The 15,252-nt window shown below is 47.5% G+C and carries 24 protein-coding genes; 23 read left to right on the forward strand and 1 reads right to left on the reverse strand.

The features are described from left to right. The 22 genes from FWJ59_RS01060 to FWJ59_RS01165 all read left to right on the forward strand — a co-directional run. Positions 1 to 242 (forward strand): type II 3-dehydroquinate dehydratase (locus FWJ59_RS01060; protein ID WP_414480134.1); only part of this gene is annotated, 242 nt, incomplete at its 5' end. A gap of 71 nt (positions 243 to 313) precedes the next feature. Next, on the forward strand, positions 314 to 700 hold the full coding sequence (locus FWJ59_RS01065; protein ID WP_414480135.1) for an aminopeptidase P family N-terminal domain-containing protein: 387 nt from the start codon (positions 314 to 316) through the stop codon (positions 698 to 700). 36 nt (positions 701 to 736) lie between these two features. Then, a complete protein-coding gene (gene efp / locus FWJ59_RS01070) occupies positions 737 to 1,294 on the forward strand; it encodes an elongation factor P (RefSeq protein ID WP_414480170.1) in 558 nt (185 codons plus the stop codon). Positions 1,295 to 1,366: 72 nt separating this feature from the next. Further along, positions 1,367 to 1,786, forward strand: coding sequence for a CD1247 N-terminal domain-containing protein (locus FWJ59_RS01075; protein WP_414480136.1), 420 nt, complete (start codon positions 1,367 to 1,369; stop codon positions 1,784 to 1,786). Between the two features lie 105 nt (positions 1,787 to 1,891). After that, a complete protein-coding gene (gene spoIIIAA, locus FWJ59_RS01080) occupies positions 1,892 to 2,884 on the forward strand; it encodes a stage III sporulation protein AA (RefSeq protein ID WP_414480137.1) in 993 nt (330 codons plus the stop codon). A gap of 15 nt (positions 2,885 to 2,899) precedes the next feature. Beyond that, on the forward strand, positions 2,900 to 3,424 hold the full coding sequence (gene spoIIIAB / locus FWJ59_RS01085; RefSeq protein ID WP_414480138.1) for a stage III sporulation protein SpoIIIAB: 525 nt from the start codon (positions 2,900 to 2,902) through the stop codon (positions 3,422 to 3,424). A 17-nt stretch (positions 3,425 to 3,441) separates the two neighbouring features. After that, positions 3,442 to 3,639, forward strand: a complete 198-nt coding sequence (spoIIIAC, locus tag FWJ59_RS01090) for a stage III sporulation protein AC (RefSeq protein ID WP_414480139.1) — start codon at positions 3,442 to 3,444, stop codon at positions 3,637 to 3,639. A gap of 12 nt (positions 3,640 to 3,651) precedes the next feature. Beyond that, positions 3,652 to 4,044: a stage III sporulation protein AD gene (gene spoIIIAD / locus FWJ59_RS01095; RefSeq protein ID WP_414480140.1), complete on the forward strand. Its 393-nt coding sequence runs from the start codon at positions 3,652 to 3,654 to the stop codon at positions 4,042 to 4,044. A 13-nt stretch (positions 4,045 to 4,057) separates the two neighbouring features. Next, entirely contained in the window at positions 4,058 to 5,251 is a 1,194-nt protein-coding gene (spoIIIAE, locus tag FWJ59_RS01100; RefSeq protein WP_414480141.1) for a stage III sporulation protein AE, read from the forward strand. 60 nt (positions 5,252 to 5,311) lie between these two features. Then, positions 5,312 to 5,977, forward strand: a complete 666-nt coding sequence (gene spoIIIAF / locus FWJ59_RS01105; protein WP_414480142.1) for a stage III sporulation protein AF — start codon at positions 5,312 to 5,314, stop codon at positions 5,975 to 5,977. Next, positions 5,974 to 6,576 carry a stage III sporulation protein AG gene (locus tag FWJ59_RS01110; protein ID WP_414480143.1) on the forward strand — a complete coding sequence of 201 codons (603 nt, stop codon included), beginning with the start codon at positions 5,974 to 5,976 and terminating at the stop codon, positions 6,574 to 6,576. Before spoIIIAF ends, FWJ59_RS01110 begins: the two co-directional genes overlap by 4 nt. Positions 6,577 to 6,581: 5 nt before the next feature. Next, positions 6,582 to 7,151, forward strand: coding sequence for a SpoIIIAH-like family protein (locus FWJ59_RS01115; RefSeq protein ID WP_414480144.1), 570 nt, complete (start codon positions 6,582 to 6,584; stop codon positions 7,149 to 7,151). A gap of 76 nt (positions 7,152 to 7,227) precedes the next feature. Continuing rightward, on the forward strand, positions 7,228 to 7,623 hold the full coding sequence (locus FWJ59_RS01120; protein ID WP_414480145.1) for an Asp23/Gls24 family envelope stress response protein: 396 nt from the start codon (positions 7,228 to 7,230) through the stop codon (positions 7,621 to 7,623). 173 nt (positions 7,624 to 7,796) lie between these two features. Further along, complete coding sequence (gene amaP, locus FWJ59_RS01125; protein WP_414480146.1) at positions 7,797 to 8,348, forward strand: alkaline shock response membrane anchor protein AmaP; 552 nt, start codon at positions 7,797 to 7,799, stop codon at positions 8,346 to 8,348. Between the two features lie 13 nt (positions 8,349 to 8,361). Then, positions 8,362 to 8,580, forward strand: a complete 219-nt coding sequence (locus tag FWJ59_RS01130; RefSeq protein WP_414480147.1) for a DUF2273 domain-containing protein — start codon at positions 8,362 to 8,364, stop codon at positions 8,578 to 8,580. A gap of 56 nt (positions 8,581 to 8,636) precedes the next feature. Continuing rightward, entirely contained in the window at positions 8,637 to 9,188 is a 552-nt protein-coding gene (nusB, locus tag FWJ59_RS01135; RefSeq protein WP_414480148.1) for a transcription antitermination factor NusB, read from the forward strand. Next, the gene (locus tag FWJ59_RS01140) at positions 9,185 to 10,162 is read left to right on the forward strand and encodes an O-sialoglycoprotein endopeptidase (protein ID WP_414480149.1); all 978 of its coding nucleotides are present in this window, start codon (positions 9,185 to 9,187) and stop codon (positions 10,160 to 10,162) included. The genes nusB and FWJ59_RS01140 overlap by 4 nt, the downstream gene beginning before the upstream one ends. A gap of 2 nt (positions 10,163 to 10,164) precedes the next feature. Then, positions 10,165 to 11,016: a bifunctional methylenetetrahydrofolate dehydrogenase/methenyltetrahydrofolate cyclohydrolase FolD gene (gene folD, locus FWJ59_RS01145; protein WP_414480150.1), complete on the forward strand. Its 852-nt coding sequence runs from the start codon at positions 10,165 to 10,167 to the stop codon at positions 11,014 to 11,016. After that, positions 11,004 to 12,227, forward strand: a complete 1,224-nt coding sequence (xseA, locus tag FWJ59_RS01150) for an exodeoxyribonuclease VII large subunit (protein WP_414480151.1) — start codon at positions 11,004 to 11,006, stop codon at positions 12,225 to 12,227. Before folD ends, xseA begins: the two co-directional genes overlap by 13 nt. Beyond that, a complete protein-coding gene (gene xseB / locus FWJ59_RS01155; RefSeq protein ID WP_414480152.1) occupies positions 12,224 to 12,484 on the forward strand; it encodes an exodeoxyribonuclease VII small subunit in 261 nt (86 codons plus the stop codon). The genes xseA and xseB overlap by 4 nt, the downstream gene beginning before the upstream one ends. Then, entirely contained in the window at positions 12,481 to 13,371 is an 891-nt protein-coding gene (locus tag FWJ59_RS01160) for a polyprenyl synthetase family protein (RefSeq protein WP_414480153.1), read from the forward strand. Before xseB ends, FWJ59_RS01160 begins: the two co-directional genes overlap by 4 nt. Positions 13,372 to 13,381: 10 nt before the next feature. Next, complete coding sequence (locus FWJ59_RS01165; protein ID WP_414480154.1) at positions 13,382 to 13,825, forward strand: divergent PAP2 family protein; 444 nt, start codon at positions 13,382 to 13,384, stop codon at positions 13,823 to 13,825. A 33-nt stretch (positions 13,826 to 13,858) separates the two neighbouring features. Here the strand turns inward: FWJ59_RS01165 and FWJ59_RS01170 are convergent, their stop codons facing one another. Then, complete coding sequence (locus FWJ59_RS01170) at positions 13,859 to 14,053, reverse strand: hypothetical protein (protein WP_414480155.1); 195 nt, start codon at positions 14,051 to 14,053, stop codon at positions 13,859 to 13,861. A gap of 450 nt (positions 14,054 to 14,503) precedes the next feature. Between FWJ59_RS01170 and FWJ59_RS01175 the strand changes: the two genes are divergently transcribed. Further along, positions 14,504 to 15,238 carry a hypothetical protein gene (locus FWJ59_RS01175; RefSeq protein ID WP_414480156.1) on the forward strand — a complete coding sequence of 245 codons (735 nt, stop codon included), beginning with the start codon at positions 14,504 to 14,506 and terminating at the stop codon, positions 15,236 to 15,238. Positions 15,239 to 15,252: the final 14 nt, after the last annotated feature.

Below are 15,252 nucleotides of genomic sequence, written 5' to 3' on the forward strand. Positions count from 1 at the left end.
GGGATGGCATCATTCTCAATGCAGGTGCCTATACCCACTACAGCTATGCCATACGGGATGCCGTGGCGGCTGTAAAACTGCCCGTCATAGAGGTACATATATCCAATATACATGCCAGAGAAGAGTTTCGCCGGCACTCAGTTATAGCGCCGGTATGCATAGGGCAGATCACCGGTTTGGGCATTGAGGGGTATCTGCTAGCCCTGGATTATTTTGCTAAATATTTCAAGAAGAAAAGCTAGAAAGGGGGGAAGAGCGCCTTTCTCTTCCTCTAAAAGAGTTTTTGCGCTCACACATTATGATGAAGTCGCCAATGAGCAGGTTGTTGGATCAAATGGAGAACCATGATGGTGTCAATGCAGCCCTGATTACCGACCCTGAAGATGTGGAATACTATTCCGGCTTTAGGGCAAATGAAGCTATGCTATTCGTACACTCTCTGGTGCGCTATCTCATCGTTATGGATGGCGAGGCGGACCAGCTATGTAAGGCGGAGCAATCGGGCTTTAAGGTTCTCAACGCATCATGGGATGAAGCTGTCAATTTTCTTTCCAAATTGTGCAGCAAATTAGGAGTCCATAGTATATGGATTGAAGAAAAATATATTAATAAAGAAAAATACAGGCTGTTAAAAGAGTCATTAAATGGAGTGGAGCTCATACCGGTTGATGATTTTATTGAAAAAATCATTGAGGGATAAAACTATTCTTAAGGAAAGGAAGTGGTGATTATGGATATGATTGCAGCAGGTGATTTCAGAAAAGGCGTAACCATTGAATTGGACGGGCAGGTATATACAATCGTCGATTTTCAGCATGTAAAGCCTGGAAAAGGAGCTGCGTTTGTGCGTACCAAGATTAAGAACATAGTGACGGGCAACGTGCTGGAGCGCACTTTCAACCCTACTGAAAAGGTGCCCAGAGCTCATATAGAGACCAAGGAGATGCAGTACCTGTACAACGATGGTAACCTGTACTACTTTATGGATACCGAAACCTATGAACAGATACCTTTAAACAGGGATCAAGTGGAAGACGCCATGAAGTATATAAAGGAAAACATGATCGTCACCATCAAGTTTTATAAAGGAGTGCCTTTTACGGTGGAGCCGCCCAACTTTGTGGAGCTTAAAGTTATCGATACCGAGCCGGGCGTAAGGGGAGATACGGTGACAGGTGGTAGCAAACCGGCGACTTTGGAAACAGGGGCTGTCATTCAGGTTCCGCTGTTTGTCAATACTGGGGACGTGATCAGGATCGATACCAGAAACGACGAGTATATAGAAAGGGTTTAAGGGGAATAGTATAAAGTGAAATCATGCGTTTCAAGCCGGGATAGTCATACTATTTTAAAGGGAGGAAATTAAATGAACAACAATTTAGGAGAAAAGATGTCCTACATCAAAGGGTTGGCAGAAGGATTGGGGCTGCACAAAGAAGATACAAAGGAAGCCAGGATACTCATGAACATTATCGAACTGCTGGAGGACATAGTTGATGCCATAAATGAGCTTGAAACTTCTCAGGCCGAGCAGGATGATTACCTTGATGCCCTCAATGAAGATTTGACGGATATACAAAACGATATATATGGTGAAGATGAGGGCGAGGACATGGATGAAGATGCCCATTATGTGGAAGTGGTCTGCCCTCACTGCCAAGAAACCGTTTATTTCGAGGAGGAGGCATTTGAAGAAGAGGATGACCTCATCTGTCCCAACTGCGGAAAGCTAATATACCAAGAAGAAGATGATGATGAATACGACCAAGACGAAAATGAGGAATGAGCTATTAAGGAGGACCGGTGCAAAACGCACCGGCTTTTTTTATTTTTGGTGATATTCTTTTAGCCCAAGACATAGATATTTATTAAAAGGGAGGACGAGTTGTATATGGTATACAGCCGATATCCTTCGGGGATTGCATGGAAGCAAGTAATACTCGATGTGCTGCCCGAAAACATTGGGAGGATAATAGATGGAATTCCCCAGGATGTTGCCGAAAACTTGGAAGAAATTCGGATACGTGAAGGGCGACCGCTGATCATACATGGCCGGGGGAAGAGCTACTATCTGGGGCCTGACGGAGAGCTGTGTCCTTCGCCGGAGAAGGCTTATTATGTAAATCACAGCGATATCCAAAGCATACTGCAGCGCGTCTCCAACTATTCCATATACGCCGTGGAGGAAGAGCTGCGCAACGGGTACATAACTTTAAAGGGTGGGTATCGAGTAGGACTGGCTGGCAAAGCCGTGTTGGAAGGGGGCAAAATAAAGACGTTAAAGTATATAAATTCCTTTAACATACGCATATGCCGAGAAATAATAGGGGTTGCCGACAAAGTTATCCGCTATATCGTTTCTGGAGGAGAAGTGCATCATACTCTCGTGCTGTCTCCACCCCAGATGGGCAAGACCACTCTTATCCGCGATATTGCTCGACAGCTGAGCGATGGTTTTCCCGGCTTTAGGGGCGTGAAGGTCGGAATCGTGGACGAACGCTCAGAGATAGCAGGTTGCTTTCAAGGGGTTCCACAGAACAACGTGGGGCTTCAAACCGATGTGCTAGATGCCTGCCCTAAAGTAGAGGGCATCATGATGCTCATCCGCTCCATGTCACCTGCTGTCATAATAACCGACGAGATCGGCAAGGCCGAGGATGTGGAGGCCATTGAGGAGGCGCTCAATGCAGGTATAAAGATAATTACAACAGCTCATGGCAGCGATATAGAGGAGGCACGGCGCCGGCCCATTCTCTCAAAGATTCTGGACAAGAAGATATTCCAAAGAATCATCGTGTTGGGGAATTCCCTGGGGGTGGGTACGGTCGAGAAGATATACGACGGCCACACTTTAAACAATCTGCTAGATAGGCCCGTTCGTTGAGAGGGGGTAGCTATCATGGCCTTTATCAAGATATTATCAAGCTTGATGATAGTGATATGCTGCTCGTTTTTGGGGATGCAAGCCGCCAATAGATATTCATTGAGGGTTAAGGAGCTCAGGCTGCTGCGTATGGCATTTGCACATCTGGAGAGCGAGGTTATCAACTACGCCAACTTTTTGCCCGAGGCGGTAGAGAGGGCAGCTGTCCTTTCACAAGATGGAGTAAAGGAATTTTTTAATGACTTTAGCCGCAGGCTGCAGCAAAGGAGCGGCGCCACAGCTGCCGAGGCATGGGAAAAGGCCCTGCGAAGTTGGAGAAGTCATCTTCATATAACTGATGAGGATGCTCAAATCCTTCTGAACTTTGGGAAGGTGCTGGGAGTAAGCGACAGGGACAGTCAGCAAAGGTATTTCCAAATCATTCAAAGCCAGCTAAAAGGTCAGGAACAGAAGGCTGAAGAAGCCTGTTCGAAATACCGCAACATGTACAGGAGTTTAGGGGTGTTAGGCGGATTAGCCCTGGCCATAATACTGCTGTGACGGGGGTGCGCATCGGGATGAGCGTCGACATAATATTTAAAATAGCTGCTATAGGCATACTTGTCTCGGTACTCAATCATGTGCTCAACAGGGCGGGACGGGAGGAGATATCCATGATGGTAACTTTAGCGGGTATAGTGGTGGTTCTGCTGATGGTGATAGACATGATAAGCAGGCTGTTCAACAATGTCAAGAACATATTCCAGCTTTACTGAGGAGAGCACATGATGGATATAGAGGTCTTTCAGCTGGTGGGATTGGGAATAGTGGCTGCCATTTTGGCGCTGGTGCTGAAGCAACATAAACCTGAACTCGGTTTATTTATAGCGATTGCCGCTGGAGCCATAATGCTGCTCATGATAACGGGAAGGCTGGTGGCCATAGTTGCCGTGCTGGATAACATGGCCCGGCAAGCTAACCTTGATCAGTCACACCTGTCTGTGGTGCTTAAAGCTATAGGCATCGCTTATATCGCCGAATTTGGTGCCCAGGTATGTAAGGATGCGGGGGAAAACGCCATAGCTTCTAAGATAGAGCTGGGCGGCAAGATCATAATACTGAGTTTGGCCATCCCAATTCTTGTGGGATTGATTGAAGTGATATTGCAAGTTCTCACTTGAGGGGATAAAGCTCATGAAAGCCTTTGCTATTCTTTTATCATTACTGTTGTGCTTGCCTGAAATGGTTTTTGCAAACCCCGAGTATCATGGAGGTTTAGAAGATATAAGGGAACAAATGCGGTCAATCATAGACCGACAGCTGGATGAGTTAAGCGTTGAAAGATGGGACGAGTTCATAGAAGAGGGTCAGCAGCAGGGCAACCCGGTTTTTCAGGAGGGTAGTGCCCGCGACCTGATAAAAAAGATAGTTACAGGACAATTTAACTTTAACCTAAGGGATTTTTTGCTTCATATAATGGGCATCTTTTACAGAGAGGTCATGTCAAATTTGGCCTTGATAGCAAGGATAATAGCTCTGGCCGTGGTGTGCGGCGTGCTCAAAAACATGCAGGATTCATTCCAAAGCGTCTCGACAGCTGAAGTAGCTTATTTTGCATGCTATATGGTAGTGGTACTAATGGTCATACATAGCATCATGTCGGCGGTGGAGACAGGACGGAAAGCTGTTGAGGCCATGGCCTCATTTACCCATAGCTTTTTTCCTGTCCTGCTGGCCTTGCTGGTCTCCATCGGAGGGATCACCTCTTCAGCCATTTTGAAGCCTACCGTTGGCCTATTGGTGGGTTTTATGGGCATGGTGATAGAACATATCATGTTCCCTTTGATACTTGCTTCGGCAGTCATCATCATGGTGAACCACATCAGCGACAAGGTTCAGCTCAACCGCTTAAGCTCGTTGCTAAAAAACCTTTGCGAATGGTCACTAGGCCTTATATTCACCGTATTTGTGGGTGCCCTGATCGTTCAAGGGGTGATGGCAGCATCCATTGATGGTATATCTATCAGGACGGCCAAGTTTGCGGTTGATACATTTGTGCCGGTTGTAGGGAAGATGTTTGCGCAGGCGGTTGACATGGTGGTGGGCTGTTCGTTGCTGATAAAAAACGCGGTGGGCCTTGTGGGTTTGCTGGTCATAGCATCCATATGTCTGTATCCAGTGCTAAAGATACTGGGCATCATGGCCATATATAAGCTCACCAGCGCGGTATTGGAGCCGGTGACTGATAAGCGCATCGCCGATTGCCTGAATGACATCGGCAACATGATGATAATAATCGCCATAACGGTAGCCGGAATGGCCATGGTATTCTTCCTGGCCATAACACTGGTCATTGGCGTTGGGAACGCCGCTACCATGATGAGATAAGCTCTATGATAGTGCGTTGGTAAAAAGGGAAAGCATAACTCCAGGGAGGTGGTAAAAGGTGTGAGCCCTTCGATTGGCGGGTGGATCCTCAATCTGGCGGTTATGAGCATTCTGGGTGCAGCGGTAGACCTGTTGCTGCCGAGCGGCAGCATGAAGAAGTATGTCAGGTTTTTGATAGGCATAGCCATTTTGGCCGCAATGCTTCAGCCCATCTTTAAAGCCTTTGACCAGTTGCCCAATTTGGAGAAATACACTGCTCAGGCCTTTGCAACCATGGACTTTGCAAATATGAGTTATCAGATAAAATGGCTGGAAGGTCAGCAACAACGTGAAATAATGGATTATTTTATACAAACTATGGAATCCCATATGGAGCAGCAGATCAAGCAGATTAAAGGTTACGAGCAAGTAAAAGTCCGTGTAGAAGCAGATGAAGGCTTATACCATGAAAGCCAGCTGCCGGATATTCTCAAAGTGTACGTAGATGTCGGCACTTCGGCAGAAAGCCATATTAAACCGGTGCGCATCGATATAGGCACAAAGGATGCCAATGCCTTGCAAGCTGATAAGCCTGCCCAGGTATCAAAGGAGCAACAGGAGATCAAGGCGCTTTTATCGAGCATATACGGCATTGACCAGAGCAGAATAGAGGTAAATTTTCGAGATAATTCACATGCCGGCCAAAACGATGATAAACCTAAGGTCCGGGAGGGAGAACTGCCGTGAAACACCTAGGCTTTTTAAAGAAAGCAGCAGAAAAGCTTAAAGGTTTAAAAAACGTGGAGATAGTTATTGCCCTACTCTTTGTGGCAGTGGTGCTCAGCGTGTATGCATCAAACTTCAACAGGGCATCTCCTTCCGTGCCTGACTCCGACGGCCAAGCCAATAGAGGGGTACAATGGGTGGGGCAGGATGGATATGAAGACCAGCAGGAGCTTAAGCTGCAAAAAAAGCTATCGACCATCAAAGGGGTGGGAAAAGTAGAAGTCATGATCACCTATAAATCCAGCAAGGAAATAGTCACCGCCATGAATACCACACAGTCGGAGACGGTGACCGAAGAACAGGATAGCAGCGGTGGAACGCGAAGGGTATCACAGAGGGATATCAACAGCCAAACCGTCACCATCGGTGAAGCCGGTAACGCACAGCCGTTGGTCATCAAGGAGATGGAGCCTGAGATTAAGGGCGTGATAGTCATCGCCGAAGGGGCAAGGGACGTGCGCGTAAAGCTGGACCTTATAAGAGCGGTCCAGACAGCCCTGGGGGTCAGTGCCCAGCAGGTTGAAGTGTTTGAGATGGAGACAAATGGAGTGGAGGAGTGATGGAGATGCTGGTTGTAAGGAAAAAGAGCGTGGTTATGGGGATCCTTGTTGTATTGTTGATCATCACAGGTTATCTAAATTTGGTTTACAATCAAAGCGCGTTGAATGGGCAAAATGTGCAAGAAGCGGTAAACCAGCAGGATGAAATGGATGGGATAGTGGTCAGGGACATGGAAGATTCAACGGAGGAAGAGGAAGATGCGACCGAAGTAGCAGCCATCAGTTCGGCAAATTTCTTTGCAAGCTACAGGCTGGAGAGGGAAAACACCCGTAAGGAGGAGATAGAGTACATACGGCAGATATTGGATAACCCAGCATCCGACCCTGAGATTAAGAAAGAGGCCCAGGCACAATTGCTGGAGATTACCAAAAACATGGAAAAGGAGCTGGCCATAGAGGCCTTAATCAAGGCAAAGGGGTTTAAGGATGTGGTGGTAATCCTCCACAAGGATTCAGTCAACGTTATAGTAGATAAACCGGACCTGCAACAAGAGGAAGTGGCGCAGATTCTTGATATAGTTCGCCGCGAATCGGGCCATAAACCAGAAAATATAAAAATTATACCCAAATTATAAGGAAGAAGTTTGTAAAACAGCGCCCGTTTTGCTATAATAACATTGTGTAATAAAATATGTCGGGGAGGTGGGTACCATGTCCGAAGTCGTGCAAAACAAAGTTGAAGAATACGGGAAGGTGACCTTTGCAGATGAAGTGGTAGCCATCATTGCAGGGCTAGCTGCTACCGAGGTAAAAGGGGTTGCAGCCATGAGCGGTAGCATGGCGGGCGGCATTGCTGAAAAGCTGGGGCGTAAGAGCTTGACAAAAGGAGTAAAAGTGGAAGTAGGAGAGAAAGAGGCAGCTATTGACCTCTATGTCATAGTTGATTACGGCGTCAGAATACCCGAGGTGGCATGGAATATTCAAGAAAACGTGAAGAAGGCAGTAGAAACCATGACGGGATTGTCGGTAGTGGAAGTCAATGTGCACGTTCAAGGCGTCAGTTTCGATAGGGAAATCAAGGACGAGGAAGGGGACAAGAAGCAATAATAAAATACATAAAATTTCGACCCTCTGAGCCTATCAGAGGGTTAATTTTAACGCGAGCCGTGGAAAAGCTAAAGTAAAGCCTTTGATGGCTGAAATATGTAAGATGCCTGGGCTGGCACGTTTTTACCAAGGAGAAGAACAGTACATAACCGTTAATTTGAGGGGGAAAAAACATGAAGATAAACTGGGCTGATAGGATATTATTGGTAGTGTATACGTTTTTAATTGCCATAGTGTCGCTGGCTTTGATGGCTATAGCGGTAGGGATTATACCCTTTGCCGGCGTAGTTGAGTACATAAACGGCATTCAATACAATTGGGGCTTTGCTGTGGCGGTTTTCTTAGTCTCCCTTGCCTTTTTGCTGGCAAGCCTGAGACTTTTGTTTTTAAGGCAAAGGCGTACCAACTTTGCAGGTACCCTTATTAAGAACACGGAACTGGGTATGATAAGAGTGTCGATAAGTACGCTGGATACGCTGGTACAAAAAGCCGTGAGGGGATTTAGCGAAGTAAAGGATGTAAAAAGCCTGGTTGTGGCCGAACCTGATGGTATAAGGATACGCCTTAGCATGCAGCTTATGCCGGATGTCAATATTCCCGAGATAAGCCAGGCCATACAAAAGAAGGTTAAGGAATATGTCGAGGCTACTGCTGGCATCTTGGTGAAAGAGGTATATGTGTATGTAGACAACCTTGCTGCTCTTCAGCGGTCGAGGGTAGAATAGGGAGGGAGTCCCTGTGGAACGTGGAGATATGTATGCCTTTTTTAAGTCCCATAAAGGGAAGGTTATAGGGGTGCTGGCTGGACTGCTATTCGGGATACTCGTGCTGATGGTAGGCTTCTGGCGTTCGGTCTTTTTGGCTATCTGTATGGGCGTTGGCTATTTTGTAGGAAGCCTGTACGATGGGAGCAGCAAGCTGCGCACGTTTTTTAAAAAGTTTTCCGACACAATGTAATGTTCAAATTCAAAAATTCCATGTTTAAAAATATAGCAGCGTTTAGGAGGAAAGACATGGCTAGAAAAGATGCAAGGGAAGTGGCCATGAAGCTTTTATACCAGAAGGACATGTCGGGAGAAGCCGACATCGATTTACTGCTTAAGATGGAACCGCATTACTCTATACATGAAAACGACAGGGAATACATATTGAACCTGCTGAACTTATTTGAAACCCATGCAGAGGAAATAGATGGCCATATAAGGTCCTTCTCCAAAGGGTGGGAATTTTCTAGGATTGCCAAGGTGGACCTGGCCATACTGAGGTTGGCTCTGTGCGAAATCCTGTACCGCGATGATATTCCGGTAAGCGTCTCCATAAACGAGGCGGTGGAGCTGGCCAAAAAGTTCAGCAACGACAAATCCGGCAGGTTTGTCAATGGGGTGCTGGGAGGTTTTATTCGCTCCCGGCAGATTGTACCAGAACAACATGTTATGCATAAGGAACAAACCACATCGGGCTATGAGGTTACGACTGACAACCCTACTGCATTGCAGCACAAAATCGCCACAGAGGAACAAATGTCTCTAGATGAAAATGTCAAGGTAGAGGAGAACCCGCAGTGAGATGCATCCTTGGCATGGATACCAGCTGTTATACCACGTCTATTGCTCTGGTGGATTTGGATGGAAATATCCTGCTAAGCAGGCAGATTCCCCTGGAAGTAGAGCCGGGACAAAGAGGCCTGCAACAGTCAAAGGCGTTATTTCAGCATCTGCACCGGCTACCCCATATGGCTAGCGAGGTTGCAAGGGTCATCGATCCCAAGAATGAGCTGGCGGCCGTGTGCGCCACCTGCAGGCCGCGTCCAGTAGAAGGTTCCTACATGCCGGTTTTCATGGTATCCCACCTTGCAGGACAGGCCTTTGCCAACATGCTCGGCATTCCATATTATGCTGTCAGCCATCAGGAAAGCCATATCCAGGCAGGGCTCTATTCTGCTGGAGGACCATGCAGCCAGCGCTTTTTAGCCATACATCTGTCGGGCGGCACATCGGAGCTGCTAAAAGTTAATGATGTGGGTACAGGTTTTGAAATTGAAATACTGGGGGCAACCCAGGATCTTCATGCTGGCCAGTTTGTCGACAGGATAGGGGTAGCAATGGGGCTTCAGTTTCCAGCAGGGGCTCATTTGGAGGAACTAGCGCGAAGAGGAAAGGATGGATATGTGACCATCCCTTTTTCTGTTAAAGGGCTGACCATAAGCTTCTCTGGGCCGGAAACCCATGCCCAGAGGCTGCTTGACAGAGGGGTTGATAAGGCAGATGTGGCTATAGCGGTATACAATTGCCTTGTAAGCACCCTTGAGAGGTGGATACTGAATGCTATGGACATCCCCGGCACGAATGTGAAGGATGTGCTGCTGGTTGGGGGCGTGGCATCGAGTGCCATACTTCGCCAAAAGCTGGTTGATAGGCTAAGAAAACGGGATGAATCCATACGCCTTTATTTTGCCGATCCATTGCTCTCAAAGGATAATGCGGTGGGTACCGCCCTTTTGGGCTTAAAGCTTTACAGGCGGTCTAGGGGAGGAGGATAATATTGGAAACAAGAGTAATTGATGGAAGAGAACTATCCAATCGGTTGAGGGAGGATATAAAATCAAGGGTAGAGAGGCTAAAGGAGAAGGGCATAACTCCTGGTTTGGCCGTTATACTGGTGGGAAATGATCCAGCTTCAGCGGTATACGTGTGCAACAAGGAAAAGGCCTGTAATAAAGTGGGAATATACTCTCAGGTGATTAGGCTGGATGAGAATACCTCTCAAGAGACTTTGTTGGAGTACATATACGGGCTAAACGCCGACAAAACCATACACGGCATACTTGTACAGCTGCCCTTGCCGCCGCAGATAGATACCAATGCGATCATAAATGCTATTGACCCCGCTAAGGACGTAGATGGTTTTCATCCGGTCAATATGGGCCGGCTGATGATAGGGGAAGATTGTCTTGAACCCTGTACTCCCAAAGGCATCATTCGGCTTATACAGGAGACCGGCCAGCCCATAGCTGGCAAGCATGCTGTAGTAATAGGGAGAAGCAATATAGTAGGAAAGCCTGTAGCATTGATGCTGCTTCGGCATAACGCCACCGTTACCATTTGCCACTCAAAGACCGTTAATTTAAAGGAAATAGCCCGGCAGGGGGATATACTGGTGGTTGCTGTGGGGAAGCCAAACCTGGTGGACAGCAGCTTTATAAAGCCAGGGGCTATAGTCGTAGATGTTGGGATAAACAGGGTGGATGATAAATTAGTGGGAGACGTCAATTTCCAGGATGCCTGCCAGGTAGCGGGCTGGATCACGCCTGTGCCGGGTGGGGTTGGGCCAATGACCATTACCATGCTTTTGGAAAATACCGTTTTGGCAGCGGAGAGAAAATGGGTAGAGTGATCTTTTCGGTCCATCAGATAAATGAATACGTGCGCGGTTTGCTGGGGCGGGACCCTATACTGCAGGACGTGTGGGTGCGCGGCGAGATTTCTAACCTAAAGGTGCACACCTCAGGCCATATTTATTTTACCCTAAAGGACGAGCAGGATAGGATACGCTGCGTGTTTTTTAGACAAAATCAAAGGGAGATGGCCTTTATACCCTCCGATGGGATGAGGGTGCTGGTAAGGGGACAGGTATCCCTTTATTGTAAGGACGGACAGTACCAGATGTACGTAATGGACATCGAAAAGGACGGTATAGGCGAGCTATATCTGGCTTTTGAAGCTTTAAAGGAGAGGTTGAAGGCTGAAGGGCTTTTTGATGTGCGGCATAAAAAGCCTATTCCCACTTTTCCCAGGAAAATAGCGGTTATCACTTCGCCTACGGGGGCAGCGGTTCGGGATATAATAAAGGTGGCAAGGCGCAGGTGCCCTTGTGTGGACATACTGGTGGTTCCCGTGCTGGTTCAAGGTTCTGCCGCACCTGCACAGATAGCGGCTGCTCTTGACTATGTCAACACCAGAGACGATATCGATACCATCATTGTGGGTAGAGGAGGAGGCTCGCTGGAGGAGCTGTGGGCTTTCAACGAAGAGGTAGTGGCTCGAGCAATCTGGCGCTCCAGGATTCCGGTGATATCGGCTGTGGGACATGAGACCGATTTCACCATAGCTGACTTTGTGGCAGACTTGAGGGCACCCACCCCTTCGGCTGCTGCCGAGATGGCGGTGCCCATGTTTCAGCATCTTCAAGAAGTGCTGTCCGGGTTAAACTCCCGGCTGATGGAAGCCATGCGCAACATGCTGATGCACAAGCGAAAGGGTTTGGAACATCTCAAATCCAGCTACGTATTTCGATACCCCGACAGGATCATGCAGCAGCGCAGGCAGCAGCTGGATCAGGCTTATACAAGACTTTGTGCTGCTTTCAACGATGTGCTATCTTACAAAAGGGAGAGGCTGTCGCGCTTGGCAGCAGCGCTGGATGCGTTAAGCCCTCTGGCCGTTTTGGGGCGCGGCTATGCCTTTATAACCTTAAAACCATCCGAAAGGACGGTGTGTTCGGTTGCATCGTTAAACCGGGGAGATGACATCACGGTTCATTTCAAGGATGGACGTGCCCATTGTAGGGTGGAGGAAATAGAGAGTGGGGTGTATGGGGTAACATGAGTCAGGAATGTAATAGGAATATATCAGAGTTGACTTTTGAAGAGGCTTTGAAAGAGCTGGAAATGGTAATATCGCGCCTTGAATCCAACGATTTATCGCTGGATGAGGCTATTGAGCTGTTTAAACGGGGAGTTAGCCTTTCTGCTCACTGCAATGCGAAGCTGGAAAGGGCTGAAGGGACGGTAAAACTGCTTATACAGAATCAGGGTAAAATTGAGGAAGTCCCTTTTATACCTGCTGAGGGAGATGAAGTATGAATTTTGACGAGATATACAGCAATAAACTGGAACTGGTGGAGAGCGCTTTGAAGAAATTGATGGAGAGGCATCGCGATTGTCCCCCTACTTTATTCAGGGCAATGAATTATAGCTTATTTGCTGGTGGGAAACGCATAAGGCCAGTGCTGCTGCTCTCAGCCCATGAATTGGTAGGAGGAGACATCAAAGAATCCATGGCGCTGGCCTGCGGGCTGGAGATGATTCACACCTATTCATTGATACACGACGATCTGCCGGCCATGGACGATGATGATCTGCGCAGGGGTATGCCAACCAATCACAAGGTGTTTGGGGAAGGGATAGCCATATTGGCTGGCGATGCTCTCCTTAACCTGGCCTATGAGGTTTTTCTGGAGAACGCCATGAAATATCCCCATAAGCTGGAACGCCATGTAAGAGCGGCTTTTGTGATAGCTAGGGCTGCGGGGCTTCATGGCATGATTGGTGGGCAGGTGGCTGACCTTGAGCAAGAAGGAAAAGATGTCCAGCCCGATATGCTTTATTATATTCACACCCACAAGACCGGAGCACTGATAGAAGCTGCCGTAAGGGCAGGTGCCATGCTTGAGCTCATCGAGAAGGATGTGGAGGATGCCATTGCAAAATACGGGCAAAACCTCGGGCTAGCATTTCAAATAGTAGATGACATCTTGGATGTTATAGGGAATGTAACCGATATGGGCAAAAATCCCAGCAGGGATGAGAAGCGCCAAAAAGCTACTTTCCCGGCTCTGTATGGTTTAGAGGAGTCGAAGCGTATGGCACAGGACTTGATTGAACAAGCGGTAAGCCATCTGGAACGCTTCGGCAAAGATGCATATTTTCTAAAAGAGATTGCCTATTATGTCTTGAGGCGCCAGAAATAGGAGGTGCTGGATGGAACAGCTCAAGCAGCTTGCTTCTAATTCGGCTTTATGGGTAAGCTTTCTGGCGTGGTTTATTGCCCAGACGTCCAAGGTGATCTTGACGGTGTTGACCCATAAAAAATTGGATCTGCGCAGGTTTGTGGGTTCGGGCGGCATGCCCAGCTCTCACACTGCCCTTGTGGTTTCCTTGGCTACTGCGCTCGGAGAAATAAATGGCTATGATTCCGATATATTTGCGCTGTCTTTGGTGTTTGCATTTGTGGTCATGTACGATGCGGCAGGAGTAAGGAGGGCGGCTGGAAAACAGGCCGCCGTGCTCAATGAGATATTGGAAAGGTTGCAGGAGGGCAAGGACGTTCCGCAGGAAAAGTTAAAGGAACTCATTGGACACACGCCCATAGAAGTCATAGTGGGCGCCATCTTGGGCTTTGTGATAGCTAAGCTGTTGCTGTAAAATTTGAATTTTGGGGGCTGTTATGATATAATACTATTCAAGGAAATAATCTGTTACGTGGTGGTGCAGTATTCTAGTCAGCTCGGCCAATTTTGAAGACGGGCCTAAAAATCCGTCAAGGGCACATCGATGAAGTTCCTGGTGCTGGCTCTCGACGCCCAGTCGGGGGTTGGTGCTGGGAGTTAAGGAAGGTGGGCGACCCGCAAAGGCATGCGGGCGTTGACCCATCTTCCGCGGAGACCCAAGTGGGTGGTAACCATCGGTTGCTACTACTTGGGCATGAACCTGTATCGCGGCGAAAAGCTGTGTACAGTGTAGCCTGCCTTGAGTGGTATGGGTGGATTACAGATCAGGTTTCGGCACAATAGGGCCCATTGTGCGGAAACTATTGCTGTATGAAACCCATGCTGCAAAAGAGGCTAGAAATTGGCTGTAGCTGTCGGGGAAAGCCCCTAGACTGCTGTACGGTGTGTTGGGGATTACAGTGTGGTCTAAGTGGTGATCCAGTTTTACCGTTGGCGACACGGTAAGGCGGGGTTTAAAGGGAAACCGCTTCTTCGGCGACGGGAAGTACCCTGCCGGGAAATCCTACTGGACCTTAAGCCGCAAAGTCTACCCAACACATCACCACCACGGTACATATACATATAGTTAGTTGATAGGGAGCGTGCATACCACTTGTCCAAGGATGATGGAGATCCATATAAGAGTATTAATGCTAAAAAAAGGGCAAGAATAAAAGATCAGAAAAATAACAAGAATGGTAAAAATGACGAGAATGGCAAGAATGGTAAGAATGGCAAGAATGGTAAAAATGGCAAAAAACGCAACAATGGATGGGCAAGAAAGGTCTTCGTTTTGACGTTTGTCATTGCATGTGCGTTTAGCTTTATTTCAGAAGCCACCATTCGAAGGATGAGTAACTTAATAGTAGCAGCATTAATCTTATTCGTAATCATATTAATAGGCATAGTTTTTGATATAATAGGCATCGCAGTGACATCTGCCTCTGAGGTGCCTTTTGTGTCTATGGCGTCCAAAAAAATACGCGGAGCCAAGGAAGCTATACGCCTTATAAGGAAAGCTGACCAGGTCAGCAGCTTTTGTAACGACGTGGTGGGCGACATCTGCGGAATTATCAGCGGTGCTGCTGGCGGCGTATTGACCTTGAAAATTATTGGGACAGACTTCACGACATTGGAAGAAAGTCTCTTGAGCATAATAATAAGTAGTTTGATCGCTGCCCTTACGGTGGCGGGCAAGGCTCTGGGTAAAAGCTTTGCCATCATCAATTGCGATAAAGTGGTGTATTATACGGCATACTTTTTGTCATTGTTAAATGAAAAGATAGACGTGCTGAACGGCAAGAAAAATTCTAAAGGCAATGCAGTTATGAAAGCGAGAGAGAATTAGATGGGCAGATATCC

This window comes from Caldicoprobacter sp. (assembly GCF_047459465.1).
GTDB lineage: Bacteria > Bacillota > Clostridia > Caldicoprobacterales > Caldicoprobacteraceae > Caldicoprobacter.